At 43.0% G+C, this 24,170-nt stretch carries 30 protein-coding genes and 1 pseudogene; all 31 read right to left on the bottom strand.

From position 1 onward, the window contains the following. Positions 1 to 266: 266 nt before the first annotated feature. A pseudogene (locus G4D54_12590) lies at positions 267 to 4,665 on the bottom strand (head-tail adaptor protein). A 519-nt stretch (positions 4,666 to 5,184) separates the two neighbouring features. Beyond that, positions 5,185 to 6,141 carry a DUF5011 domain-containing protein gene (locus G4D54_12585; GenBank protein ID QJA03227.1) on the bottom strand — a complete coding sequence of 319 codons (957 nt, stop codon included), beginning with the start codon at positions 6,139 to 6,141 and terminating at the stop codon, positions 5,185 to 5,187. A 201-nt stretch (positions 6,142 to 6,342) separates the two neighbouring features. Next, positions 6,343 to 8,055 carry an AAA family ATPase gene (locus tag G4D54_12580; protein ID QJA03226.1) on the bottom strand — a complete coding sequence of 571 codons (1,713 nt, stop codon included), beginning with the start codon at positions 8,053 to 8,055 and terminating at the stop codon, positions 6,343 to 6,345. Between the two features lie 91 nt (positions 8,056 to 8,146). Further along, entirely contained in the window at positions 8,147 to 8,386 is a 240-nt protein-coding gene (locus tag G4D54_12575; GenBank protein QJA03225.1) for a hypothetical protein, read from the bottom strand. Between the two features lie 20 nt (positions 8,387 to 8,406). Then, positions 8,407 to 9,273: a DNA/RNA non-specific endonuclease gene (locus tag G4D54_12570; GenBank protein ID QJA03224.1), complete on the bottom strand. Its 867-nt coding sequence runs from the start codon at positions 9,271 to 9,273 to the stop codon at positions 8,407 to 8,409. A gap of 100 nt (positions 9,274 to 9,373) precedes the next feature. Further along, on the bottom strand, positions 9,374 to 9,673 hold the full coding sequence (locus tag G4D54_12565; protein ID QJA03223.1) for a hypothetical protein: 300 nt from the start codon (positions 9,671 to 9,673) through the stop codon (positions 9,374 to 9,376). Next, a complete protein-coding gene (locus G4D54_12560; protein QJA03222.1) occupies positions 9,663 to 10,649 on the bottom strand; it encodes a hypothetical protein in 987 nt (328 codons plus the stop codon). Before G4D54_12560 ends, G4D54_12565 begins: the two co-directional genes overlap by 11 nt. 63 nt (positions 10,650 to 10,712) lie before the next feature. Further along, a complete protein-coding gene (locus tag G4D54_12555; protein ID QJA03221.1) occupies positions 10,713 to 10,874 on the bottom strand; it encodes a hypothetical protein in 162 nt (53 codons plus the stop codon). Between the two features lie 149 nt (positions 10,875 to 11,023). Next, complete coding sequence (locus G4D54_12550) at positions 11,024 to 11,650, bottom strand: hypothetical protein (protein ID QJA03220.1); 627 nt, start codon at positions 11,648 to 11,650, stop codon at positions 11,024 to 11,026. 184 nt (positions 11,651 to 11,834) lie between these two features. Then, positions 11,835 to 11,972, bottom strand: coding sequence for a hypothetical protein (locus tag G4D54_12545; protein ID QJA03219.1), 138 nt, complete (start codon positions 11,970 to 11,972; stop codon positions 11,835 to 11,837). A gap of 77 nt (positions 11,973 to 12,049) precedes the next feature. Continuing rightward, entirely contained in the window at positions 12,050 to 12,403 is a 354-nt protein-coding gene (locus tag G4D54_12540) for a hypothetical protein (GenBank protein ID QJA03218.1), read from the bottom strand. Then, complete coding sequence (locus G4D54_12535) at positions 12,400 to 12,891, bottom strand: hypothetical protein (protein QJA03217.1); 492 nt, start codon at positions 12,889 to 12,891, stop codon at positions 12,400 to 12,402. The genes G4D54_12540 and G4D54_12535 overlap by 4 nt, the downstream gene beginning before the upstream one ends. Further along, a complete protein-coding gene (locus tag G4D54_12530; protein QJA03216.1) occupies positions 12,888 to 13,142 on the bottom strand; it encodes a hypothetical protein in 255 nt (84 codons plus the stop codon). The genes G4D54_12535 and G4D54_12530 overlap by 4 nt, the downstream gene beginning before the upstream one ends. Before the next feature lie 3 nt (positions 13,143 to 13,145). Further along, positions 13,146 to 13,373, bottom strand: a complete 228-nt coding sequence (locus G4D54_12525; GenBank protein QJA03215.1) for a hypothetical protein — start codon at positions 13,371 to 13,373, stop codon at positions 13,146 to 13,148. 84 nt (positions 13,374 to 13,457) lie between these two features. Continuing rightward, positions 13,458 to 13,829 (bottom strand): hypothetical protein, encoded by a 372-nt coding sequence (locus G4D54_12520; protein ID QJA03214.1) that lies wholly within the window; start codon positions 13,827 to 13,829, stop codon positions 13,458 to 13,460. Between the two features lie 86 nt (positions 13,830 to 13,915). Further along, entirely contained in the window at positions 13,916 to 14,590 is a 675-nt protein-coding gene (locus G4D54_12515; protein ID QJA03213.1) for a hypothetical protein, read from the bottom strand. Positions 14,591 to 14,636: 46 nt separating this feature from the next. Next, complete coding sequence (locus G4D54_12510) at positions 14,637 to 15,173, bottom strand: hypothetical protein (GenBank protein QJA03212.1); 537 nt, start codon at positions 15,171 to 15,173, stop codon at positions 14,637 to 14,639. A gap of 17 nt (positions 15,174 to 15,190) precedes the next feature. Next, the gene (gene ssb / locus G4D54_12505; GenBank protein QJA03211.1) at positions 15,191 to 15,652 is read right to left on the bottom strand and encodes a single-stranded DNA-binding protein; all 462 of its coding nucleotides are present in this window, start codon (positions 15,650 to 15,652) and stop codon (positions 15,191 to 15,193) included. Between the two features lie 140 nt (positions 15,653 to 15,792). Continuing rightward, positions 15,793 to 16,023, bottom strand: coding sequence for a hypothetical protein (locus G4D54_12500; protein QJA03210.1), 231 nt, complete (start codon positions 16,021 to 16,023; stop codon positions 15,793 to 15,795). Further along, complete coding sequence (locus tag G4D54_12495) at positions 16,007 to 16,492, bottom strand: class I SAM-dependent methyltransferase (GenBank protein QJA03209.1); 486 nt, start codon at positions 16,490 to 16,492, stop codon at positions 16,007 to 16,009. Before G4D54_12495 ends, G4D54_12500 begins: the two co-directional genes overlap by 17 nt. Beyond that, positions 16,467 to 16,739 carry a hypothetical protein gene (locus G4D54_12490; GenBank protein QJA03208.1) on the bottom strand — a complete coding sequence of 91 codons (273 nt, stop codon included), beginning with the start codon at positions 16,737 to 16,739 and terminating at the stop codon, positions 16,467 to 16,469. Before G4D54_12490 ends, G4D54_12495 begins: the two co-directional genes overlap by 26 nt. Before the next feature lie 5 nt (positions 16,740 to 16,744). Next, the gene (locus tag G4D54_12485) at positions 16,745 to 17,599 is read right to left on the bottom strand and encodes a hypothetical protein (protein QJA03207.1); all 855 of its coding nucleotides are present in this window, start codon (positions 17,597 to 17,599) and stop codon (positions 16,745 to 16,747) included. Positions 17,600 to 17,938: 339 nt separating this feature from the next. Then, entirely contained in the window at positions 17,939 to 18,289 is a 351-nt protein-coding gene (locus G4D54_12480) for a hypothetical protein (GenBank protein QJA03206.1), read from the bottom strand. A 19-nt stretch (positions 18,290 to 18,308) separates the two neighbouring features. Next, complete coding sequence (locus G4D54_12475; GenBank protein QJA03205.1) at positions 18,309 to 19,445, bottom strand: hypothetical protein; 1,137 nt, start codon at positions 19,443 to 19,445, stop codon at positions 18,309 to 18,311. 353 nt (positions 19,446 to 19,798) lie between these two features. Beyond that, entirely contained in the window at positions 19,799 to 20,098 is a 300-nt protein-coding gene (locus tag G4D54_12470; protein QJA03204.1) for a hypothetical protein, read from the bottom strand. Positions 20,099 to 20,149: 51 nt separating this feature from the next. Then, the gene (locus G4D54_12465; GenBank protein ID QJA03203.1) at positions 20,150 to 20,761 is read right to left on the bottom strand and encodes a hypothetical protein; all 612 of its coding nucleotides are present in this window, start codon (positions 20,759 to 20,761) and stop codon (positions 20,150 to 20,152) included. A 21-nt stretch (positions 20,762 to 20,782) separates the two neighbouring features. Further along, positions 20,783 to 21,868 carry a peptidoglycan DD-metalloendopeptidase family protein gene (locus tag G4D54_12460; GenBank protein QJA03202.1) on the bottom strand — a complete coding sequence of 362 codons (1,086 nt, stop codon included), beginning with the start codon at positions 21,866 to 21,868 and terminating at the stop codon, positions 20,783 to 20,785. Continuing rightward, a complete protein-coding gene (locus tag G4D54_12455; GenBank protein QJA03201.1) occupies positions 21,865 to 22,143 on the bottom strand; it encodes a helix-turn-helix transcriptional regulator in 279 nt (92 codons plus the stop codon). Before G4D54_12455 ends, G4D54_12460 begins: the two co-directional genes overlap by 4 nt. A 39-nt stretch (positions 22,144 to 22,182) precedes the next feature. Beyond that, positions 22,183 to 22,881 carry a ParB N-terminal domain-containing protein gene (locus tag G4D54_12450; GenBank protein ID QJA03200.1) on the bottom strand — a complete coding sequence of 233 codons (699 nt, stop codon included), beginning with the start codon at positions 22,879 to 22,881 and terminating at the stop codon, positions 22,183 to 22,185. Then, positions 22,874 to 23,716 (bottom strand): AAA family ATPase, encoded by an 843-nt coding sequence (locus G4D54_12445; protein QJA03199.1) that lies wholly within the window; start codon positions 23,714 to 23,716, stop codon positions 22,874 to 22,876. The genes G4D54_12450 and G4D54_12445 overlap by 8 nt, the downstream gene beginning before the upstream one ends. A gap of 65 nt (positions 23,717 to 23,781) precedes the next feature. Then, positions 23,782 to 24,042 (bottom strand): cold shock domain-containing protein, encoded by a 261-nt coding sequence (locus tag G4D54_12440; GenBank protein ID QJA03198.1) that lies wholly within the window; start codon positions 24,040 to 24,042, stop codon positions 23,782 to 23,784. Positions 24,043 to 24,170: the final 128 nt, after the last annotated feature.

The raw sequence follows: 24,170 nt of genomic DNA, 5'->3' as shown, positions 1-24,170 counted from the left end.
ACATCCTTCATGTAAATCTTATTTTGTGGTGAAATTACTATCTGTTAGAATCCAATATTCGGGGATCTTCATAAGCATTCTGATAGGAAATAGCTAGTAGGAAGGATTCCCGGAGCTTTTTTGTAAAAGCCGTCAAGTATGTCTTCGACCATTTCAATACTCCTTCTGACCTTCATATCGATAAGGATCGCTCCATGATGATGTACCTCTTCTTCAAATGAAAGAGGGAAATGCAGGTATCTGCATCTCCCTTGAGAAAAGGCAGACTACTGTTCTGATTTCTTCGTTTTTCTGCGTTTATGAGACACGAAGATGAGTGCTGCACCTGACAGTGTTACGACACTGAGCAGGATCCCAGTCGCTGTCGTATCCCCTGTAACGACCCCACCGGATAACGGTTTATCTGCATAGATGATTGTGCGCAGCTTGTCATCACCATTGACCCATTCGTCATCGATCGTGACCTTCACGACTTCATCGGATAACTGATAACCGGCCGGTGCTTTCGTCTCTTTGATGAAATACGTACCGTAGATCAGATCATCGAACAGTGCGATTCCGCTCTTCGTATCCGTCTTTACACTGCGGATTTTCTTCGTGCATGCTGCGTCACTATACAGCGTAAACTCTGCGGCCTTCAGGATGTCCTTATGATCATAATAATCGACCTTATTGACTTTGATATAGGAGCGGATCATTTTATCTTTCATCGTGACCTTCTGGCCGTCTCCTGCGGTAAAGGTGATCTCTTCTGCGATCTCATATCCATATGGTGCAGAGATTTCTTTCATTACATAGGTTTGACCCTCGCTCAGTCCTGTGATCGTGTGCTGCTCTTCTGTGGATACCCACTGATCTATGATATTGCCATCTTTGTCAATGATCTGCAGTTTAGCACCGGGTAATTCTTTTTCGCCGGTCTCATCGACTTTAGAAAAGTGCATCTCTGTTTGTCTGTTGCTCATGTCGATCGTCTGTACATCGTTCGTATCACGTACGATGAAGATGATATCCTCAGCTTTTGTATAACCGGCAGCTGCTTCCAGTTCCCGCAACGTATATTCCTGTCCGACAACCAGCTTGGTGATATCATGAGGCTTTTCATCTGTGATCCACTCATCAACGGTCTTTCCGTCTTTGTCAATGATGGCCAGTCTGTTGCCTGGTAACTGCTTACCTTCTTCATCCGTCTTGATGATCTGTAACTTCGTTATATCATCCTTCATGACGACCTTCTGGATCTCACCAGTATCTTTGATCGTGAACGGTACATCGGTAGCTGTCGTATAACCTGATGCCGGGATCTTTTCAGATAGTACATAGTCTCCAACAGGCAGCATCTCGATGAGATGTGGTTTATCTGTGGATATCCATTCCTCTATGATCTTTCCGGCCTCGCTCTTTATCTGCAGCGTAGCGCCCGGAAGTTCTTCCTCGTTCGTGATATCCACTTTAGAGATCTCGACCTTTGTCGTTTCATTCTGATACTCTGCTGTGAATTTCAAGACTGCATTGTTTTGATTCGTATACTTTGTATCAAAATAATAACGCACTTCCTGACCACTCGCATAACCTGCAGGAGCTTTCGTTTCCGTTGCATAGAATAGGCTATTGGTGTCACCGATGAGTCTTACATCCTCAATGACTGTTTGACTGAATCCTGGATCTATATCTTCATCTTCGATTTTCTCAATCGGCATTACACCATATTCTGGAGTAAGATCATTAGGCAGGTCTGCAGTAAATGTGGCTCTACCATCTTCGCCGGTTACCACCGTTTCAATTTTTTCACCGGCTTTTACGATCACATCGCCGTCATAGTTGTACACGTCTCTGTTTGCATATAGCGTGATTTCAGCGCCGACTAGCAGCTGTTGGTCATCTGCGTCCTTTTTGACAGCCTGTACTTCAACTTTCTGACGTTCATTTTCATAAGTACCGGCATCTCCGAATACGATCGCTGTATTCTGATCCTCATAGACGAGCTCGACTTCTCTGATATCATCGGAATGCGTGAATCCGTTTGGAGCAGTTTTTTCCCGAAACTTGATATTTACCCAAAGGGAGCAGCTTGGTCTGTGCTTCACCTGCAGCATCGGTCGTTATCGTATCTACCAGATCGCCTTTGTGATATAGGATATCGCCCTGATTATCTGGAGATGAGATATCTTCCGCTGCCTTGACTTCGAACACAGCACCCTTCAATTTCCGCATTTCATATTTGAACTTCGTATTGCCATGATCATCAGTTTCTGCAGAAGTAAGGACCTCTCCCTGTTTTACGACTGCGATACGTCCTTTTACTGAAGTATCCTGTTTAGTGACAGTGATGACCGGTGTAGCACCGTCTGGAAGTGTCTCATATGCTGTATTGCTTGATACTTTAAATTTAACTGGAGCGATATTCAAAACATAACCATTTGGGGCAGTGATTTCTTCTAATTGATAATCACCTGGATCCAATTCTTTTCCAGTCATTACAGTACCGGATCCATCCGTCGTCCAGGTATTGACCTTATGAGGTATAGGGGTCCAATCCCAATATTCTACATACTCGTTTTTATCCAAGTTTTTAATCTTGAAAGTTGTTCCGGCAAGTGTAATTGTTTTACCAGTTTCTTGATCAACCTTTACAGCTTTAACCACAGCACGAAATTTTGCATCATTAAAGATACGCCAAGGCTGAGGATCACGGCTATCTTCAGAAATAGTTACTGTAAAATCAGGAACTTTATAGTGATCATCCGGGACCTTAGTTTCACGCACAACATACGTAGCATAAGGAAGCTCATCAGATACCGCCTGTCCATTTTTATCAGTCACAAGGACTTTTGCTGTCTGTCCCTTTGCATTTTTAGCAATAGGAGCTTTTTCCCAACTTCCGTATGCATCTATATCCTTTTTGGATTTAACGGTAAATTCGACACCGGCCAGCTTATCAGCTTCACCGGCACCATTGTCTGATATCTTGATAATGGAGAATGCCTGAGCCTTGACACGTTCCTTGACCGTTTGTTTCTTTGTAACGATTTCCACACTTTGTCCTGCATAATCGATAGATACATCATACTTTGTAGGATCTAACGTATATCCAGTACTTGGCGTCTTTTCCTGAAGGGTATATTTACCTAAGTAAAGATTACTTACAGACGCTTTTGCATTGGCATCCGTCGTCAGTGAAGTGACTAATGCACCTTTCGCATATTTGACAGATCCGTCGGCAGGATCTAGGATATTTTCTTTTGCCTTCAGCTCATATACCGCACCTTTTAAGGTAGCTTCTCCTTGTGCGGCAGAACCGGTGACGTTGTCTTCTTTTGTGAGCTCTAAGCGGCCGGTCTGTCGTTCATCTTCACCAGTCACTGTGATCTTTTGTTCGTTGCTAGTGATCGTAACAGGGTAGGAAGTCTTGTTTAAGATATATCCTGATGGAGCGATGACCTCACGCACGGTGTATTGCCCGAATCTTAGATAACCCGATTCTACATAGCCTGTGGCAGTTGTCACGAGTCTTTCTAACTCCTGGCCTTTATCATTGTAGATGGCATAGGTAGCACCTGCGACCTGTTTTCCAGATTTAGGGTCGATCTTACGCAGCTGCACCTTACCTTTGACCCAGTTATTACGTGCAGTATAGGTTGTCGTCTGATTAGCTTCGACAGTTACTTCACGGATGGTAGTGTCGAGTACCAGGTGACTAGGGACTGCAGTTTCCTGCACATAATATTTCTGTGGTAACAGGTTATTGACAGTTACAGTACCATCGCCCCCTGTTTTGTAAGTTCCGATAGGAGAGGACATGTCTGCATTTTTAGACACTTTGAAGGAAGTATTCGGAACTACCGCTCCATCTTCGTCCTGCTTTGTGATTTTCAGTGATCCGTACTTATTAACTTTGACATCAATAAAAGTAGACAATGGGTCCTTTACAAAAAACTTAACCATATCCTGAGACCCTGCCTTCTGATATACAAGGCTGGTCCCTACACATTCATCTGGAACTTTATTGTATTTTACTTTAGAATTATCTTTGGATTCTTCCGTCGCAGTAATGGTGAGTTTATTACCATCTTTTTTTACCTTCAATCCATCAGAAGCTATAAAATTAAATTCATTAAATACGCCATTTGTGTCAGTGAGTGTAATACTTTCCCCGACATTTAAAGTGATTTCTTCCCTGTGAAAAGAAGGTCGAATGGAATGACTATCAACAGCTTTCTGAATTTTAGATTTATACCCACTATAGTCGAAACCGGAAGCAGTAACACTCCACCCCATCTTTTCCCAAATCATTAAATTCGTTGTAAATTTATAGTATGTGACATCTGATTTGTTTCTGTTTTTATAATAGCCTTCATATGCTATAACAGAAAGCTCATGTCTAAGGGAGGCATTAAATTCACTTTCAGCATATCCTCCACCTGCGATCACTTCTGCCTGTGGATCTATACAGAAAACCACATCTCCATCCATCTTTAATGTGAAACCCTGTCCCCAAGCTGATTGAGAGCCTTTAGTAACCTGATAGGAAATACCATCTATAAATGTCTTAGTGGCCGTGTGATCTGCGGCATAGATTGGTAACTGCATATTTGTTAATACAGTCAAAACAGTTAAGATACCTATAGCTGCATCTCTTATTCTATTTTTTATTTTTCGTATCATTTGCTTTCCTCACTTTCTGTAAACACGAAAAAAGGCCAGTGACTGGCCTTTTACTATCTTATATTCGTATAGGGCCTTACGGCCCTGAATCTACCAACCTTATAGTAACTCATCTTTTCTCCTTTCTACGCATACTTATAGTAACTCATCTTTTCTCCTTTCTACGCATAAAGGACAGATTTCTAATCTGTCCTTTTCATTTCTCTATTAAATTTTCAAAATAGTGACTATTTTGGTATTTTTGTGTATAATATAGATGAGATATCTTATCTCAGTGAAAATGGAGATAGTTTGAAAGTAATCGCCCCGAGCTCGGTCAAAAGTCAAGGGGCGATTACTTTTTTAGTATCTTGATCGTTTCCTTTATTGTTAGCACAATAAGAAGAATGATATACAAGTCTAAATTCAAGTAATCACCTCCAGTATTGGAACCGAAAGGGTCTACTTCCAATAAATTGAGGTCTATCACTATCTTCGCTTTCAATTATACTATAGTTTATATTTAAAATAAATTTCTTTTTAATAAAAGTCTACTGTCCAAACATCATTACGTTCACCACAATTATCATAAACTGTCCATGCATGATATCCGTCATATCCTTTTTTTCCCCATGGTCCTTCACCATAATTCAATTGTTCATTTGCGTATGCATCTGCTGCAGCTTCAGAATAAAACACTTGTCCGCTATTTCCTATAGCACCAAAATTTCCGTCAGAAACACATGCATTAGGCTGTTCTGCTGGTGTGGAGGTTCCAGAATTTCCTGAAGATGATCCTCCTGATGTTGTACCACTTTGTCCACTGGATCCTGAACTCTGATTGGATTGTGCAGGAGAGGAAGGGGAAACTGCCTGCGTCTGTTGGCCAGTGCTGCTGTTCTGAGAAGTTGCGGCCTCAGAATTTTGTTCTGTCGTTGCTTTCTTCTCAACTTTATTCTTCACAGTGACCTTGAATGTTTTATCTGTAGTATTTCCATTTGCATCGAACGCTTTGACAACTACTTCATAGGTACCTGCTTTCTTCGTATCCAGCTTGCCCTTGTCAATATAGTATCCGGATTTCTTGATTTCCTTGTCACTGTACTTCAAGCTGCCATCGACGGGATCCTTTACAGATTTTACATTGTCCTTCAATGTCAGCTTATCTCCGGCTGTGATCGTGATCTTATCCTTCTTCAGTACGATTTTTGGTTTTTTGGTATCTTTGACAGTTATCTTGATTTCCTTTTCTGTAGATTTATCACCATCTGTAAATGTGACTTTCAGCGTCTGGTCTCCGACTTTCTTTGCATCATATCCGGAAACCTTGTCGACTTTGACATTCTCGTCTGACTCCTTTGCGTCATATAGTTTATCGTTATCCAGCTTATCACCGTACTCTACAGTCAGCTTCTCTGGCGTTTTGACCTGTAGGTCTTTGACACAGCCCGTCAATATCAATGCTGCCACTGCTATCATACTTAATAACTTTTTCATTTTCTAAATCCTCCTCATCACCCATTTAGACTTTTTTATCGATTTATTTTTTCTTTCGTTTTGCAAAATATTTTTTTATGAATTTCCGTTCGAATTTTTCTTCTTTTTCATATGCCTGTTGGAAAGCAGATAGCCTTCTGCTTTTTCCTCCAAGTATTTCTTCAACATGGCAAGTTGCCATGTTGTTTGAAACATAGTCCGTCAAGCCTCTTTCCAAAGCATCTCTACATCTTTACCACTGTGTGTTAATGCGATATGGATGATCTGTCCGCTCAATGTGATATCATAACGATTCATTTCGATCTGTCGTAAAGCTTCCTCACATTTTTCTTTCAACAGTTTCGGATGCTTGTCATATTCTTCTTTCTTTAAATACTTTAATTCGATGATATAGGAAGGAAACTTACTCGTCTTGCTTTGTAGGACGATATCGTATCTGCCTTTTCCAGCCTCCTGATTACTCTTTACCTCATAATCTGCATATAGGCAGGCACACATCCCTAATAGAAGAGTATGGTAACTGTTTTCACTGATCAGATCATGATAACTTGTAGAATTCAATAGGAAGTCTCGGTAGTTTTCTATGAACACATTAGGTTCTTTATCGTATAAGCCTCTCATCATCATAGTGAAAATATCATAGTCTTTATTCAAATAATTTAGAGTAAGTCTCTGAAACTCCTCTGCGACCTCATTGTTTGGAATCTCCAATAAATACGTGCTCGATTTTTCTTGTTTTATTGTCAGATACCCTGCATTTACGAAAAGACCCCATAGACTTACAGCATCTGATTCTTCATAAAAACATTTTTGAAGATCCATTACGGTCTCTACCTGTTTTTTTTCTATCAACTCTTCATACTTGGTTTCGAATCCGGATTTATGTTCACCGTGTGTTTCTGGTTTTTTTCTTATTTCCTCCATTGCTTTTTTTATAAGCTGATTAGAGCTTACGTTCACCCAATAGGGAATCAGCTTATGATTCTTCGCATAATTGAGGATAGACCAGGGATTATAGATTTCTGTTCCACCGATATTATAGCCATCATACATTGCCTTCACTTCATCAGAGCATTCTAAGCCATAATACTTCAATAGGATATCCACTTCTTTCTTCACGAATCCAAAGTGTTGGGAATAGGCTTTATCACTTACAGTCCGTACCTCCGGGTTGTTCAATCCGGAAAAGATATTTTCCTTTGCGACCCGCTGTATCCCGGTAAGCATAGCATTTTGCAAATTCGGATTATCTTTCAGTGCACTGCTGAGCAATCCTGCAAGTGCGGAGTGTATCTCGCTATAAACATTTCCGACATGCGCTTCTATAAACGGTGTGTCATATTCGTCTATGATGAGCATCACTTTCTTTCCGTAATATTGATGACACTTCTCCATGAGATATGCTATCGCCTGGTCGATCGTTTCTAAGCTTCCATCATCTAAGCTTGATAATCCTTTCATGATCAAGTCGAACTTTGGTTTATCGAACATATCCGGATCTTTCAATAGGTGGGCGTTACATCTGTAGGCTGTCAATAGCTGTTCCTTTATACATTTTACGATTCTCATCTGACTGCCTTTCGCATCCGCAAAGCTCAGAAAGATCGTAGGATATTGGTTCATCTCACGAATATATTCCGTATCCATGATCGCAGTATCCTTGAAGATATCCTTTGAATCCTTTGTGATGTCGAAGAATTCTGCCATCATACTCATGTTCAATGTTTTCCCAAAGCGTCGAGGACGGGTCACCAGTGTTACTTCTGCGCCACTATCCAAAAATTCTTTTATCAATAAGGATTTATCGACGATATAATAATCTCCTGTTTTCAATTTTCGATAATCTGAGATACCGATCGGTATCCGTTTCAAACCTGTCGGTCCATGTTCGACTATTTTTTTGTTTTCGTTCATATTTTTTCTCCATGCGGTCTCTCCGCTGTCTACTCCTACATGGCAACTTGCCAGGTAGCTGATCTTGCTTGTTTTTTTACTTTATATCAGGTCACTTTAAAGTGATTCCTGTTTTTTCTTCTACTGATTCCACATACGTATCTACGTCGATATAACCTTTTGAAAGATCCTCTGCTTTGCCCATGACTTGAGAAAGCACATACTCGATATCTTCCTTTGGTACGCCTGCCTCAAATAATACCTCTGCCACGGTTGATGCATAGATCCTGCTGGTCGTTTCTACCAGCTGCTGTTCCCGCATCTGTTGCAGTTGCACATCTCTTCTACTCATCGCATCTTCCTTCTTTCTGGCTACCGCTGTGCTCTTCTATACCCGGCTGCCTGTGCCTCTTCTTCACTGTTGAATATGATCAGATTTTTTGAGTCCTCCATATCATCATAGGATCGTTGGCCGGGACAGTGATAGATCTTCGAATCCTTGTTTCCGCGTATCTCCACATCGGTATCGTTTTGCTCTTTTTCTACTCCTTTTTCCAAATGACTCTCTCCGGTGATATAGTCGATCGTAATACCGGGCTGTACATTGTATACGAAGACATTGAACCGGATACCTTCTCCATGGTCTTCCACCGACTGCGCTTCCATCTGTACACCGGATGCTACGAGGTCATCACCTTCAAATATCGGAGTGACCCGATACAGTACGTGGTTATTCGTTTCCTGGATATGATCAGCAACCATATCTTCAAATGGCAGCATACCTTCCATGTTCATATACCGAGTACCGGTTATCAGATTCTTCTCGTTGGCATTTTCACCGGTCAGCTGGAATCCGATCAGATGGCACCGGTTATAGAGATATTTCCCATCTATCAGGTCATCATACCTGACGGTATGCCAGCCGGAAGGCTTTATCATTCCGATGGAGCCTCGTTCTTCTGTAGGCATCAGATCTTTTCCGATGTTTGCCATCGCAGCTCCGCACCGGCCTAGCTCATCCAGCTCACTGTAGTTCTCATACGATTTCGTAGACAGCTCATCTTCCATGAAAGCCGGTATATTGCCGTCGATTTCCACATACGGTGTACCGGAGTAAGCTGGAATTTCGGAGATATCGATATATGATATATCTTGTTCGTTCTTCGTGCTATGCGGTGAACAGCCTGTCGATGAAAGGACGAGCAAGGAAGACAATAGTAATTTGATGATCGTTTTCATGATCTTTTCCCTCATTTCTGTACCTGGCAACTTGCCAGGTCAGGTTCAGACACTCTTTTCCAACTAAATTCTACTATAGTAGAAGTTCAAAGACAAGTGTTTACCCGCTCTGCCTATCTACGATTTCTTTCATTTTCTTTCTTTGTTTTGCTTTTCTCATCCTTCGATATAGCAGGAACGTTATGGCAAGGACGATGATCAGTAGGAGGAATAGAGTCGCAAGTCGTATACTATCGTACAGGAACTGCAGTGTGATAATCGTGAGAAGGATGAGTACGATGACACCCACGGTTATCCATAAGAGATGACATAATACTTTTTTTGTATACGACGCTCCGTGAAAGCCGGAGATTCGTGCATGGTCCTTCCTCATGAACTTCTCTAGTCTATCAGGATCCATAGGATAACACCTTCTCTTTCTCCAGTTCTGTAATGAGCATCTGCTCTAGCTGTATGTCCGCTTCCTCCTGCATCCATCGCATGTCCTCCGTGTTCAAAGCAGGGCGGAAAGGGAGAGTAGGGTCCAGTGCTGCTCGTTTGTCCCATAGCTCCAGTGTTAGATCGTCTTTATCGATGATTCCCTCCAAACTGTTTTCATCCAGGTCTTGTGAAGCTAACCACTCATCACAGCGATCCTTCAGTATCTCGCTGATCTGTCCTTTTTGGACATATTCGTGATAGCGGGATAGGACAGGTTCCATATCTTCCTTCGTGTATACGTTCAGATCAGAAACTGTGACACCTTCGATTCCTATCATCTTCAAGAGCTCAGTGCCGCTTCCTTTTGCTATCGGAAGACCATCATATAAGAGGACCTGAAGATGGGTGCCATCTTCCTGGATCTCTTCTGTCAGCGTGTAACCTTTATGTGCACGTACGTACGCTTCCAATAGTCCTTCCTGTACTTTCTTTGGCATCTCCTTATGCTGGAGAATGTTGACCAGATCCGTTGCGATCTTTCGTGCCTGCGCAAGGGAATAGACAAGTCCCGGCAGCAACTTATGCCCGAGCAGTTGAAGTGCGTCGTCCTTTTCGTCATAGAGATCCATAGCTTCGTCCTGAAGCCGGACTGTTATGCTTTTCATTTCCTTTGGATCCTGTATTCTATATTCGACCAGATTCTTATGCCAACCCTTACGCTGTATATCCGGTTCATCATCGATCAACAGCATCACTTTTAGCCCTTCACTCTTAGTGAGATCATATGCTTCTCTGAGATCTGATAAAGATAGAAAGCAAACACCATCTAAAGATTCTTTTCGCAGTCTGTCTATGACCTCGTCACTGACGCAGCGTAGATAATAGTCTTTGACTCCCGGATACTTACGTTCACAGTTCGTATTGATATATCCTTTTCTGCTTTTTAAGTCATTCATTGCTTTCAAGCACCTCCTTTTCTATCTACCTGGCAATTTGCCAGGTAGATACAAGATCCTTTGTCATTCTAAAGATTTATGGTCATCTTCATACGTCATCTCATGATCTCTGCTCATGGTTTTATATCCGAACATTCTGTCAGCTTCATCACTCGCTCTGCAAAGAGCATAGGACAATATGATGAAGAGGGAAACGATCATCCCTATAAAAAGTATCGATATCATGCTTCTCCCTCCTGTGTTACATAGCAGTTTGCTAAGTAATTCATTGTTATTGAGACTTTATGACAATCTTTGATGAACACTTTTCTCATAGTCGTCCAGCAGTTCTTCTGTTGACTTTAGAATATCTGATTGCCATGCAGCTAAATTTATCAGACGATTTTTCTGAAGCTTTCTGCCATAAAGTCATACAGTCCAATTTCATCAAGGTCTATCGTTTGCATGTCGGATGCATGGACATTGCTTATGACTGTTAATATTTCGTCATATATATCTGGAGCAGCTGTCTTATCAAGGTAGGGAATCAAAATCTCCTGTAGTTTATTTTCTACATCGAGCAGATATTTCAAATCACAGTACATTGCAGTTCTCCATGTTTCCAGATAAAAATAGAATTTCATTTTTCGTGCAGAGTTTTTGAATACAAAGGGCAGATGCGACATTATTTTGCAGATCGTATCAGGTTCATACATTTTCATATAAGCCAGAAATTTATTCGTCAGAACAGAATATTCCTGATGTATAGAGGAGAGATTTGTAAAATCAATATGCACATGTTCGCTGGCCTCTTTTTCCTCGCGCATATCTGCTGCAATTTTGCCTAATTCATTGAAATAGGTTGCAATAAGCTTTTTTGATGCATACATTTCATCACGTATCGATTGAAATAATGTCCATCTCATTTCAATCGTAGATTGTTTTTTGTAGAGCACTGTGGATGTAATCCAGGTAAGTACTGCTCCCAAAAGCGCCGAAACCATGATCGTTATAATTTCCATGGAAGATACCTCTTTTCTTTTTGAAAGAAGTATATCACAAATGATTATCCATGTGATCAGTAGTTGTATATTTACAAAAGTGAATTTTTTCATACTTTTTTTTGAATGACTCCATGTTTTTTTCACACCTTCTGTTCTTCCTTATGGTTTGGATCGATCATCTGGCAACTTGCCAGGTGATGTCTTACTTTATCACGATCTGCCATTTTGCATGATACAGCGCTTGGATATGCCTAGGCAGACCATAGAACCAAGTCTTGTCGACGGTTACGATATTCCCGTTCTCCTTGTTTCTCAGTACCAGATATTTCTTTTTCTTCATTCGATTTCCAAGATCACAGTGGAGCGTCAGAGTTCTTATAGTGCCGGCTTCGCATTTCTTCCACACTCAACAGAGCATTACGTTTCACTGTGACCCTGACCTCCTTTCCGATCGTCTTCATGGTCCATCCCGTCTTTCTTCCCGTATGTCTGCCAGAGTAGTTCCAGCTCCTGTCGTTCAAGTTTCTTCTCTTTGAGCAGTCTCTGTGCGATCAGGGCTACCAGATCCCAGTGCGCATACAGGACCTGTGTACAGTGCTTCCGGCAGTCTTCATACAGCGTATAGCGCTCCTGTCGCGGCATCTGCTGCAGGAGTTCGAAACACCGGTTATGGTCGTCAACTGAGGATAGCTCGGAATAGACCATCTTCTGTGCAAGCATCCCATATCTTCTCGCTGCGATATCTCCAGCGAGTAACTTGCACAGTATCATGCACAGAGGCAATTCTTGTTTCTCATAGCGGCAATATCCTCCCACCGGACCATCCTTCCCTCATCGCAAACGCAAAAGAGTGCATGTAGTATGAGAAACACCAGATACAGCAGGGAACGTAGGATATCCGCGCCCTGATAGAGGAGGTCGGAAAAGATGGTCACATTCATATAGAAGAGGAGGAACGGGAAGCTCACCTCTTTCTGAAACAAGTAGCGTACCAGCACGATGAACAACAGGACCATCCGACACGGCAACAGGATCTCCTTCTCATCAGGGAGCGCTTTGCGTAAGCCGCAAAGCGTATAGACGCATGCGAATGTCAGGGACATCGTCAATACCACTTCGGTCAGTATGGAAAAGGAGGTCTTCAGGATACAGACCAGATGATGCGGCGTCATATGCCGGATATAGGTCCCCGCCTCATTCTTCCATAGAAGGAATCCGATGAGGAGGAAGTACGTGATCGTGACGACCACGTACGTCATTCGCTGATGACCTCCAGGATCACTGTTCTCGATCTGGAAGGCTTCGAGCGATTTTGACTGATCGACCCATCTTCATTGATAGGATCATCATCCTTTACGATGACCCTGACCTCTTTTCCGATCTTCTCCCTGCAATAGTCTGCGATCGCTTTTTTCCCGAAACGCACATATGCCGCATAAGCGATGATGGTATTGTTGTAATTCTGTAAAGTAAGTAATTGTATCTGTGGTAAGTAATCTTCTAAGGTCATGTTTTATCGCTCCCTTGCTTTTTGTCCCATCTTGTATGCGCAGACACCTAAAGAGAAGCCGGCTGCGATGAGGCAGGGGATACTGATGTAGTTCAGCTCTCCCTGCAGCATGACGATCAGTAACAGCTCCGATATACCGGCAACATAGATCCAGAAAGTGTTGTACAGACAGTCCTCTTCCGTATCTGCAGTCAGTTTCGCTTTTAAATATTTATTCTTCTTCATGTCCATCTTCTCTCTTTCTCCGATTTTCTTTTCCCAGCAGATAACAGAGGAATGCCGAGATGTTGATGATCAGGAATACGATCAGCTTCCTTATATCTTCCATCCCTCGTCCTCCTGATATCTCCTTTTCGTTCTGCATGAAATGGCAACTCCTATATCCATTCTCGTCGCTTCCATTGCTGTCACCATTTTTTTATCATGCAGATACGTCAGCTTCAGAAAGTCTTCTCTGCAGGGGGTGACTGGTCGCCCTATGATCCCGTCTCTTCGTGCTTTCCGTACCTCTCGTAACTGACGATCTCTGCGTATCTGTTCCTCTTGAAGGACAGCTTCACATGCTCGTATCAGGCATGCGAATGGTTCCGGCGTCTGTTGATCGATTCCTTCCTCCGGCAGCTGCACGTATCTCGTCTTTAGCGCCTGCAATGCTTCTGATAATCCTGTATATGTTTCATTCTTCATATGATCCCTCCTCACGATGGTCTTATCTGAAAAAACGGATATATGTATGACTTCATCCGATGATACCTTGGAGCGCTCGACAAGCTTCATGCATGACAGCTGCTTTCCAGGATCTCACGCAGCATCGCCTCCAGACGATAGATATCGCTTGCCATCTTTATCCGCACGTAGTCGCTGCCTTCCCCTTGTCTTGGTAATCGCTGAAAACATTCTTTCAAGTGATACTGTAACTCCTGTTGATGCTCTTTTGAATAACTGCGCAGGCGAGCTTCCACCTCATCCCATGTGATCTTATCGGACTCATGAACGAGCTTCAGATCATCACAGCTGTTTCCATATGTATCATCGAAGTCGATATCGCCATCTTCATCGATAGAAAAGTATACACGTTTATGGTCCTGATCTTCCATGATCACTCCATCATCTTTCATCGTTGCTTTTATCCAGTCGAAGTAAAGGGGAGTATACCGGAATGCCTCCTGTATACAGTGCTTCTGTATATCTGTCTCTGCCAGCTTCAGAGATTCGCTCTCTGTCAACGGGGTCGCATGATGCGGATAGAGTGCTTCATTGCGCCGCTGATACCACTGATGGGCCAATTCTGTCTCATCATCACCTCCGCGATGCTCATCAGATGCGACTAGATCATATACAAAGGATTCCAGCAGCTCGGAAACCTTCTGATCGTGCTGTGCTGCAGCCTTTACGAGCTGCTCTGCTTCTGTTTCTGTAAGTCTTAGCTTGATTTCATATTCTTCCATTTCTATATCCTCCTTCATCCTCTTTCCCTATGTATCGATATGTCCCTTATATCCAGCCGGAAGAATCATCTACGACCTCAGACCATACGAAGCTATAGCCGGTCGCATTCCTTCTCGTCTTTCCATTACAGCTGTCCAGGATTGTCTGGTAGCTGCAGTATTCCTTTGCCGCTGCTTCTCTGGAGCTTTTATAAAATGCGAGAATGTTCCTGTTCTCTGGATCTACCTTATAGATTCCTCTTCGTCGGCTGCGGCTTGCGAACATGCTTCCTGCCTCCTGTTTCGACAAAAGAGTCAGATTCATCAGCCTGTCATCTGTCTTCAGGCCCGTGTGGATCAAACTGTAGCGCTTCGTATCATAATTCCCATGAAAAGCTCTCCATACGAGCTGCGCGACCTTGACTTCTTTCTTGTTTATCTTGATGAAGTAGGGAGGGACGCCTTTACGCAGATACGGCTTCAGCATCCGCTCTCTTTTGTTTTTATAGATACGCTTGACTCTTCCCATATTGGAGATATAAAGATTTTTCGTCGTATCGACCAGTTCCCACACCTCCACATCGATCTCTTTCTGCGTGATCATCCGTATCGTTTCCTTCATTAAAATGGCAGATCGTCATCGGAGATATCCAATGCTGCAGTGCTTGTGAACTCACTGGAGAAGGACGGAGTGCTGTTGCTCATAGTGGTGATGCTCTGTGTGCTTTCCTGTCCGGGTACGTAAGCATGATCCGTACCTCCTGCTTTCCGGCTGTCCAGAAAGCGCACATTATCCGCGACCACCTCTGTTACATATACACGCTTGCAATCCTTGTCATCATAGCTGCGCGTCTGGATACGGCCCTCTACACCTACCAGAGAGCCCTTGTGCGTATACTTCTCTACACTGTCTGCGGTCTTGTTCCAGACGACAGTGTTGATGAAGTCAGCTTCCGGCTGTCCCTCCTGTTTGAAAAGCCGGTTGCATGCGACCGTAAAAGACACGACCGATGCGCCATTCGTCGTCTTCCGTAATACAGGGTCCTTCGTCAATCTTCCCACTAATACAACTCTATTGATCATGATAGTTCCTCCCGTCTACACATTCATATGGTATATATCCCAAGTATTCTCCTATGCTTTTATCTCCGGCCGTCACCGGTCTGAGGGCGTTCAGATCCGCCTTGCAGATATGGCATCGTATTTCGCGACTGGATAGTCTTTTATCTTCTTCGATCATACCTGGTATGTTTCTTCTCCGCAATAAACTCTTGGACCGGCATCGTCCAGGTCTCTTCGAAGTGTTCCTCTATGAAATCGAAGACCTCGGTAAGTCTTTTGTTATGGATCCATCTCATCATTTGGACGTGCTGCCGGAGACCATCACATCCACGGAACAGGTATCTCAGCATGATGACGTTTTTGTATATATTCCACTTATGATATCTCTTCATTTTGACATTCCTTTTTTGTGAATACGAGCCAATGGGTATCACCACGTCTGTTTCCGAATAAAGGCGTCGTATCCATGAGCTTCAAGACCTCATTGACTCTGATCTGACATTCGTTCCATTTGAAAATCAAGAAGCCTCCTGATTTCAACACTCTCATACATTCTTTGAACCCTTGAGCGATATCCTGCGACCATGTCTCACTGAGCTGACCATACTGAGCCTTCATGATAGAATTCGGCCCGGCCCAGCGAAGATGTGGAGGACCGAATACGACCATATCGAATCGTCCATCATCATATGGGATATTTCGAAAGTCTCCGATCACATCAGGATCGACATGGACATGCTTTCCATGGATATCTCCATGTTCTTGCCTGATATCCATATAAACGACATCGGGATGGTGTTTTTGAAACCAAAATAATTTTGATCCACAACAAACATCAAGTATTCTCTTTGCCAAGTTCATCACCGCCTAGATAGGATCTCATGTTCTCCAGCCATGCTTGGTATGCTTCTTCTCCGTAATAAGCTTTTGGATCGACTTTGAATCGCATACATTCGCTGACATAAGGATCATAGACCGCTGTATCGCCGGTATCCAGAAAGATCGTTTCCTCCCGATAATGACCGGTCTCATTGTAATACGCTTCCCATATACGGATCTGTTTTTTGATTCGTTTCAGTAGTGTGTCATCGTTATATATTTTCTTCATATCATTCAGCTCCCTTCGTTTAGCGGATATCTGCCCTCGATCTGACGTTTGTAGAAGACTTGAAGCCCATGTAAGTAAAACGCAACGATTGGGTTCAGGCGCATCCCGCATTCTGTCCGCAGCCATCGTTCCTCCCGGTCATAACGGTAGGGCAGTTCCTCATCCAGCTCGATCCTCAGGAGGAATTCTTCATGGCATGAGGACTCTTGTGCATACTGCAGATATCGCTCATATTCTATCAGGGAGATCGGTCCCTCCTTATCTGCCTTCCGGTATCGCTGTCGGTAACGTTCTATGATGTCATCATATGCAGCACTTCCAAGCCATATATGACTTTTGAAATCCCCAATAGATAGGGCATCAGCAAACTGAGAAGTCTCCATCTTGGTCCAAACATCCTTCCAGCTCACTCTCTGAGGGAAGGTGAAGACGGCATTCCCCAATGCACTGCATACGAAGATCTGATGCCTCCAAAAGAGGTATTCTGCTTTCTTTTTCGGGATCTCCGAATCTATCCAGACCAACCGCCACATATCCGTGCTGAGCTCTGTAAGAGTGAAACCTTTTCCCGATATAGGGACACTTTTCTGATATCTCCTCCAGACACTGCGGATCACATCGTGGAGTCTTCCGGCAATCTCCCCATGTCGATGTGCTACTTCCTCATCCGTGATACAACGCTTTCCATTTTCTAATACACATTCAAATTCTGCTTCAAAGTTATAGAACAGGGTATCTTCCTCGACCGGAAGCCCCATGTCTGCCGATCTATTAAAATATTCCATCATGATCTTCTGCAGGGACCCATCTGCGATCTGCTCATAAAACTCTTCCTTGTTTTTGAAATGAACCGTCAACATAGTTTCTGTCCTCCTTATATTTTCCTTCTATCGTGAAGCTACGTACCTTACACTTTCTACGAACCGCGATGAACCGGAGCAGTCAAGGAACGGAACGTAGGGTGGAGATTTTCCGATAGGAAAATACGACCCGGTCATTGACGGTGTAGGCGCATGCGGTATTCCATAGCTACATGGCAAGTTGCCATGTAGCCGCCGGCGCTCATGCCGGCAGAGTCTTTTGATTCAGCTTTTTGTATTTGTTGGGCCAGCTAAAGGTCGTTTTTGTCCTTTTCCCAGTAAAGATCAAGCTGAGAGAGGAAAATAAAACACCGCATGAGAAGCAGTGTTAAGGTATATCTATTCGTTTGTTTTATTGTAGAATACGGAAAGGTCATCACAGCGGATCTGTTCGAATCGTTTTTCCAGTTCTTTCAGCCATCCTGTAGGATATGCTACATCCGCTGCAACATCTCTGCAGTATTTGAACAGCAGATAGTGACAGATATCCTCGTCCGTTCCGAATACCCGGATCCCACGCGGATCCTCAAGGACTCTGTATCGCTCGTTTTGTTTTAGGACATATTCCCTGTCATCATCTCCATGGCCGATACAGTATTCATGGTCTTCCTCGCTGATCTCGATGATGATCCTTTGTGAAGTGGATGCCAGGTCATTCCGTAGTAAAAATAATAGTTTCGCTTGTTTCATGTATTCTTTCCTCATCTTCTTACAATGCCTGTATATCAGTAAAGAACTGATCCAGCAGGCATTGGATACTGCGATCTAATTCATAGACGTTCTGGTGATAATAGTCCAGCTGATGTTCATTCCCTGTCTCATCATGGAAGACTCCGTTACGAAACCTGGTCCTGTATTTGTGAAAGATCGACAAGACCTGTTTATAAGCCCGGCTATGCTCTGTCCGTCCGCCTTTCGCTTCATTGTAGTGTGTGAATACGATATCCTCTGCGCAAAACTTCTTCAATAGATAATTCGTCGTATATTCGATGGTCTGTTTTGCGAAATTCAATGCAGCGATGCGTCTGCGTACATAGCGATGATACTCCGGCTTGCATTCCGTCTTATGGAGCCGTTTTCCTTTCTTGACATGATCCGTCTTACCACACACTCGCAATACTGTGTCCAGGAACTTTTGACGCAGCTTCCAAATGAATTCATCCCACAGATTACGGCCACTCTGCATGTCTTTCCCGTAAACGAAGTTCTGCAGGGAATTGCTGAAGATGGCCTTCGATGGGATACGGTTACCATCCTTATCCAGTCGATAGTCACCGGCTCTATATTTCAACACCTTGTATCTTTCCGGACAATCCGCACTTGCGAATCTTCCGGTCCTGCTGTCGAACCAGCCATCCTTCTTGTAAACCATCCATTGTGTCCTGGCGATATAGATCCTGTCTATCATGGTTATTCTAGCATAAGTGCCGCATCCCATGGTGATATTTTCAACGAAATAAGGGATCGGCTGTTTCAGACCACACAGCTGCAGGACGTACTGACGTATGAAGCGTTCCCGTTCCTCAATGGTCTGGAGCTTCTTCGGATACAGGACTGTGATGGAGACCGCATAACGGGTATTGCGTTTCTTCGTGCAGGCATGATCCATGAAATCCAGGTAGGCATCAAGAAAGGTGTCTTTCTGCATGGGAAGCTCCATGTCGAAGAAAAAAGGAGTATCCTCTATATACTTCAGAAAAGCATCCCTGTTCAAAGGGGAGAAGTGGATATAAACACCCTTGGAATATCCATCTACGAAGAGTTCGTCTGATACGAAGTCGAAACGATAGTTCTTCGACTTATAGCATTTGATGAGATCATCGAATATCATCTGGTCGAGTTCCATTTTATGATTCCTTTCTTTATTTTTTTATGTCTGAAGATAGCACTGATAGATTGCCATACGCTATCAGAGCAGCGCTCTCTTATCTATACACAAGCTCGTACGCGACTTGTTTATATAGACTTTTATTCATAGTTTAATTCTAATTTCAAACTTTATTTCAAAGCTTCAGAGCATCGTTTTGTCATGATATATATAAATCTTTATCTAAAAATGAGAAAAGCCTTCTACAAGGCTTTTCCGGTCGTTGTAGCGAGTATTTTCGTTTGAGACACTTTTTCTTCGAGGGTGGAATTTATGAAGTGATGAAAATACTAAAAACTTTATTCTCAGTTCTAAGATAAAGTATAGTCGTTTTACATCATTACTTGAAAAAAGAAAATCAAACCTATGATATAGATTAGAATACTAAACACTATATACAAAAGCCAAACTACAACGATCAAAATATAGAAAAAACGTATGAATGAATAGATATATGTGATCGGACATCTCGTTTCGTATTCTATTTTAAAAGATAGATTGTTTATTCGGGGACCGAGGTCGAGATCCCACTCTGGCTGATCATCAAAGAGAAGGCAAAGCCATATACCGTTATTTAATATAAATATCATTACGATATTCTCATAGATATACTCACAGATCTTGATAAACAACTGAACCACCTCCTGTCACTCTATATATTGATATTCATCAAAATGTCATATTCAATATAGACCATCAGACAAAGCGCTGTCTTCATATATGTTCGTGATGATATATCGTTTATCTTTTTTCGTAACCTCCATACGGCACAGATATCGTTCTTGATCGCTGAAATCTCCTCGTGTGACGCGCTGTGTATAGATCACAGAGACTTCGTAGCTTCCTTCTTTCTTCCATCGATAACTGTATCGTGTATCTGTGATCTTCGTTTTCGTGATAGAATCCTTATCTACCTTTGCAGCCTGTTCTTTTTCGGCTTGTATTTCCTCCTTGCTCATCTCAGGGGACAACGTCTCATACATGCTGTCACTCAGTATATCCTTTACTTTATCCAGACGCTCGTAATAGATATCTGTTGAGCTTCCGCTCTTCATCACCTTGATATATCGTACTGCCGGTTCTGTATAACGCTCAGGAGCTTCCTTCTGCTCTGCATCTACTAGCTTTGTCTTTTCTTCACTATCATCCTTCGTAGAGTTCCTCTGCTTTTGGACCTCTGAAACTGCAGGCTCCTGTTCTTTTTCTTCCATAAGCATACTTTTCGTACCAAACCCTATTCCTGCACCCAGACAGATGCATACGGCTGATAGGATGACATCCTTCTTCTTTATCAATTCGGATCACCTTCCATTTCCTCATCGTTTTTTAAAGTTCATGATCTTCTCAGGATCGACGAGTCCATCCTTCGTTGCGATATGCGCAGTCCCTTTGTGGATCTCGATATGTAGATGCGATGCCGTGCTGTTACCGCTATGTCCCTGTTCGCCGATCTTTTGGCCTTTCTTTACTTTCTGTCCCTTGCTGACTAGGGTCCTTTTCATATAGCATAAGAAGATATAATAATCTTCTTTCTTGTTGGTGACCTTCAGCATGACGTAATTTCCACCACCGATATAGCCTCCGCTATAGGGACAGGAATTCCCCAAATAACCATCGCTTGGCGGACAATCGTTAGATACCTCATAGACGATCCCTGCGGCAGGTGCATAGATATTTGCGCCATAGCCTCCATCGATATCCGTTCCATAGTGATAATCTCCGAGACTTCGTTGTCCTACACTGCTCGTCAGTGTATAACTCTTCATCGGTACTAAAAAAGCATCTTTTCCTTCGATCCCGATAGCAGCTGTTTCGTAATATTCCATGACCTTATCGACATAGTTCGGATCGCCATAAACAGACCATCCCATTTTGGCTGCCATCATTGCAGAAAATTCTTTCGCATTCTCTAATGTCCATTTTCCACCTTTGTTCGCATCGACCCATTCGATATAGCCACTTCCAAAATTATATCCGGCCAAAGCCACCTTTATCCTTTCCTTATCTTCTCCGGATTTCACTCCTGCTTTCTTCAATACGGAGCGCAGCTCCTGTATCCCGCAATCTATGGAATATTCAGGATCACGGATGCCATTGGGTACCTTTGGATATTTCTTGTTAAAAGGACCCTCTGCAGCCTGCATCGGGTCCATACCTTCACCATGAGATTCCACTTCCATCACACAGAGGATCAATTCGACATGATCCGCCATGTCATAGACCTCTGCTCTTTTCGTCACATAGGGACGATATCTTTCGACTGCTTCACTCAATAGGGAAGTCGAAAGATCGATATCATCTTCGGTACTGCCACCTCCGATACCGACCGCCGCAAACATCATGATCACGAGAAAGAAGGCTACTCCTATGAGCATCACCTTCTTCGCTGATCCGGAGATCATGCAGCGTCATCCTTTCGGATACAATCTTCAAAATGTAAGATAGGTACACCCAATACCTTACACATCCGTATCAGAGTAGGAAGCTGGATACTCCTCCTACCTTTCAATACCTCTAGGATATAAGGTAATGGTTCATCCAGCTTTCTGGCAAATTCTTCTTTCGATATCTTCTTCTCCCGCAGGATCCGTTTCAGCTTATCGGCCAGTCTTTCATTCGTTATCCCTTTTTGTGGGCTTGGTCCTTTTTTCTTCTTTCTTTTCTTTTTGGATGTCATTCTCTTCCTCCTTCTATAAGTATAAGATATCTTTGTTCGTTATAAGGTTTCGATCCCCAGCAGCTCGAGGACGCGCGCAAGATCGAGATCATCCTTTATCTTGATACTGATCTGCTTGTCCGTGATCTTCACTGGAAGTCTGAGCACATCATGCATCGAATTCTGTATATCTTCGTATTTTAAAGATCGCGATTCTTTTTTCTCCTTATTTGGATGCTCCTCCAATAGATTGAGATAGTCCTGAACGGAACGTGCACTGAATCCGGTATCCATTGCGATCCACTCTCTTTTGAGTGTTCCGGTAGGTATGAGCCCTTCCTCTTTCGTTTGTTGGTAGTCCAGCAGCGATTCTTTTACGATCTGCAATTTCAGCTCTTTTGGTAAGGTTTCCCGGTTTGCATTCCCTCTGCGGACGAATCTGCGGATCTCACGCATCGTAAGCTCCTGCATTTTGACGATGGCCGGGATCTCTTCCCAGCGTTCATCACCTTTTTCATAATTTAGCAGCATCGCGCGATACCGTCGTTCTCCGCTCAGGATCATATAGCGCCCATCTGCCTTGCGATATAGGGTGATAGGGTGGAGCAGTCCGCATTCGCTTATGTTCTGTGCGAGCTGTTCGATCTCCTGCATCGGATACATATTATACTCACAGGGGTCGATGTCGTAGATAAAGATCCGCTTATAACGCATATCCTTCGAGGTATCGTTCAGCATTTCTCCGATGACATCAGTCATGTAACATCACCTCCAGTTCATCAAGAAAGTTTCGGTAGTCATCTGCGATGGAGGACGATGGGAGATCCAGTACGGTCTTTCTTTCTCTGACTGCTTTTTCTACCGGCTTGCTTTGATCACGGATCATCGTCTGAAATACCTTATCTCCGAAAGCAGAGCGTATCTCTGCGATATTCTCACGATATTCGATATTATCCTTCCGTTTGACGATCAAGATCCTGTAATCGATATCCAAGTCTTCATACAGATCCTTCAAAGCGTTGATTTCATTGAGCGTCAATGCCAGACCTTGCATGGAGTCATCTGCAGGACTGACTGGGATGATGACCAAAGGCTCCGTATATAGGACATTGACCGATACGAGGGATTTGACAGGGGAGCAGTCGAAGATCATATAGTCATAATCGTTCTTGATGAAATTCGTAGCTCTCTTCAACTTATTCTCTCTGGTACCATCACTGAGACGGAGCTTCGTATCAGCCAAATAGAGCGTCAGATCACTGGGGATGATATCCAGATTCGCATAGGATGTATGTTGGATACAAGAGCTAACTGCTTTCGGACTTTCGAAGATCGTAGAGATCGTTGCGCCATGATCCTGATTCATATAACGATGGATGAAGGCTGCTTCTTTATCTCCATCGAGACTGCTTTCATAATACGCAGGGTCTCGTTTTAATTTTTTGTCGATGAAAGACTTTGAACAGTTGGCTTGGCCGTCAGCATCAGCAAGTAATATACGGATACCTTTTTTGGACAGTCCGACAGCCAGATGTTTTGCGGTGGTCGTTTTTCCATCTCCACCTTTGATGTTATAGATTGCGATCGTTTTCATAATAGTTTTTCCTCCATGCGGTTTCTTCCGCTATACACGATAGATCTTCAAAAATAAGTAATGGCTCACAGCGATGAATGATCTGCGATAGAAGTAAAATCCTTCACATATTTTACTCGACGGGCTGATCTTCCTTTTTCTGTTTCCAATTCTTCATAGGTGACTCTTTGACCTCTGTAAAGTCTCTTGAAGCCTGGTTCTTTTATATCTGTGTAATGAACCATACTGGAAACACCATCATCAGATAATAGGAAACCATAACCTTTTTCATCGCTGAACCAAATACAGGTACCATGGACGCAACGATCTTCATCCTTAGATAGCATGAACACACCTCCTTCCATTGTCGTATCCACGAAGTCGAAAAGACTTATTGGTACAAGAAAACTGCCGAAAACAAAAAAGTCTCAGCAGTTCTATGTAACAACGAGTCAAAGACCCGTTTATAAAACTA

This window comes from [Clostridium] innocuum (genome assembly GCA_012317185.1).
GTDB lineage: Bacteria > Bacillota_I > Bacilli_A > Erysipelotrichales > Erysipelotrichaceae > Clostridium_AQ > Clostridium_AQ innocuum.
This window is presented reverse-complemented; position numbering and strand designations above follow the sequence as displayed.

What these genes read in the sequence shown, in the direction of transcription:
- G4D54_12585 (QJA03227.1), bottom strand. Translation starts at nt 6,141, where the DNA reads ATGAAAAAGTTATTAAGTATGATAGCAGTGGCAGCATTGATATTGACG.
- G4D54_12580 (QJA03226.1), bottom strand. Translation starts at nt 8,055, where the DNA reads ATGAACGAAAACAAAAAAATAGTCGAACATGGACCGACAGGTTTGAAA.
- G4D54_12575 (QJA03225.1), bottom strand. Translation starts at nt 8,386, where the DNA reads ATGAGTAGAAGAGATGTGCAACTGCAACAGATGCGGGAACAGCAGCTG.
- G4D54_12570 (QJA03224.1), bottom strand. Translation starts at nt 9,273, where the DNA reads ATGAAAACGATCATCAAATTACTATTGTCTTCCTTGCTCGTCCTTTCA.
- G4D54_12565 (QJA03223.1), bottom strand. Translation starts at nt 9,673, where the DNA reads ATGGATCCTGATAGACTAGAGAAGTTCATGAGGAAGGACCATGCACGA.
- G4D54_12560 (QJA03222.1), bottom strand. Translation starts at nt 10,649, where the DNA reads ATGAATGACTTAAAAAGCAGAAAAGGATATATCAATACGAACTGTGAA.
- G4D54_12555 (QJA03221.1), bottom strand. Translation starts at nt 10,874, where the DNA reads ATGATATCGATACTTTTTATAGGGATGATCGTTTCCCTCTTCATCATA.
- G4D54_12550 (QJA03220.1), bottom strand. Translation starts at nt 11,650, where the DNA reads ATGGAAATTATAACGATCATGGTTTCGGCGCTTTTGGGAGCAGTACTT.
- G4D54_12545 (QJA03219.1), bottom strand. Translation starts at nt 11,972, where the DNA reads ATGAAGAAAAAGAAATATCTGGTACTGAGAAACAAGGAGAACGGGAAT.
- G4D54_12540 (QJA03218.1), bottom strand. Translation starts at nt 12,403, where the DNA reads ATGATACTGTGCAAGTTACTCGCTGGAGATATCGCAGCGAGAAGATAT.
- G4D54_12535 (QJA03217.1), bottom strand. Translation starts at nt 12,891, where the DNA reads ATGACGTACGTGGTCGTCACGATCACGTACTTCCTCCTCATCGGATTC.
- G4D54_12530 (QJA03216.1), bottom strand. Translation starts at nt 13,142, where the DNA reads ATGACCTTAGAAGATTACTTACCACAGATACAATTACTTACTTTACAG.
- G4D54_12525 (QJA03215.1), bottom strand. Translation starts at nt 13,373, where the DNA reads ATGGACATGAAGAAGAATAAATATTTAAAAGCGAAACTGACTGCAGAT.
- G4D54_12520 (QJA03214.1), bottom strand. Translation starts at nt 13,829, where the DNA reads ATGAAGAATGAAACATATACAGGATTATCAGAAGCATTGCAGGCGCTA.
- G4D54_12515 (QJA03213.1), bottom strand. Translation starts at nt 14,590, where the DNA reads ATGGAAGAATATGAAATCAAGCTAAGACTTACAGAAACAGAAGCAGAG.
- G4D54_12510 (QJA03212.1), bottom strand. Translation starts at nt 15,173, where the DNA reads ATGATCACGCAGAAAGAGATCGATGTGGAGGTGTGGGAACTGGTCGAT.
- ssb (QJA03211.1), bottom strand. Translation starts at nt 15,652, where the DNA reads ATGATCAATAGAGTTGTATTAGTGGGAAGATTGACGAAGGACCCTGTA.
- G4D54_12500 (QJA03210.1), bottom strand. Translation starts at nt 16,023, where the DNA reads ATGAAGAGATATCATAAGTGGAATATATACAAAAACGTCATCATGCTG.
- G4D54_12495 (QJA03209.1), bottom strand. Translation starts at nt 16,492, where the DNA reads ATGAACTTGGCAAAGAGAATACTTGATGTTTGTTGTGGATCAAAATTA.
- G4D54_12490 (QJA03208.1), bottom strand. Translation starts at nt 16,739, where the DNA reads ATGAAGAAAATATATAACGATGACACACTACTGAAACGAATCAAAAAA.
- G4D54_12485 (QJA03207.1), bottom strand. Translation starts at nt 17,599, where the DNA reads ATGTTGACGGTTCATTTCAAAAACAAGGAAGAGTTTTATGAGCAGATC.
- G4D54_12480 (QJA03206.1), bottom strand. Translation starts at nt 18,289, where the DNA reads ATGAAACAAGCGAAACTATTATTTTTACTACGGAATGACCTGGCATCC.
- G4D54_12475 (QJA03205.1), bottom strand. Translation starts at nt 19,445, where the DNA reads ATGGAACTCGACCAGATGATATTCGATGATCTCATCAAATGCTATAAG.
- G4D54_12460 (QJA03202.1), bottom strand. Translation starts at nt 21,868, where the DNA reads ATGATCTCCGGATCAGCGAAGAAGGTGATGCTCATAGGAGTAGCCTTC.
- G4D54_12455 (QJA03201.1), bottom strand. Translation starts at nt 22,143, where the DNA reads ATGACATCCAAAAAGAAAAGAAAGAAGAAAAAAGGACCAAGCCCACAA.
- G4D54_12450 (QJA03200.1), bottom strand. Translation starts at nt 22,881, where the DNA reads ATGACTGATGTCATCGGAGAAATGCTGAACGATACCTCGAAGGATATG.
- G4D54_12445 (QJA03199.1), bottom strand. Translation starts at nt 23,716, where the DNA reads ATGAAAACGATCGCAATCTATAACATCAAAGGTGGAGATGGAAAAACG.
- G4D54_12440 (QJA03198.1), bottom strand. Translation starts at nt 24,042, where the DNA reads ATGCTATCTAAGGATGAAGATCGTTGCGTCCATGGTACCTGTATTTGG.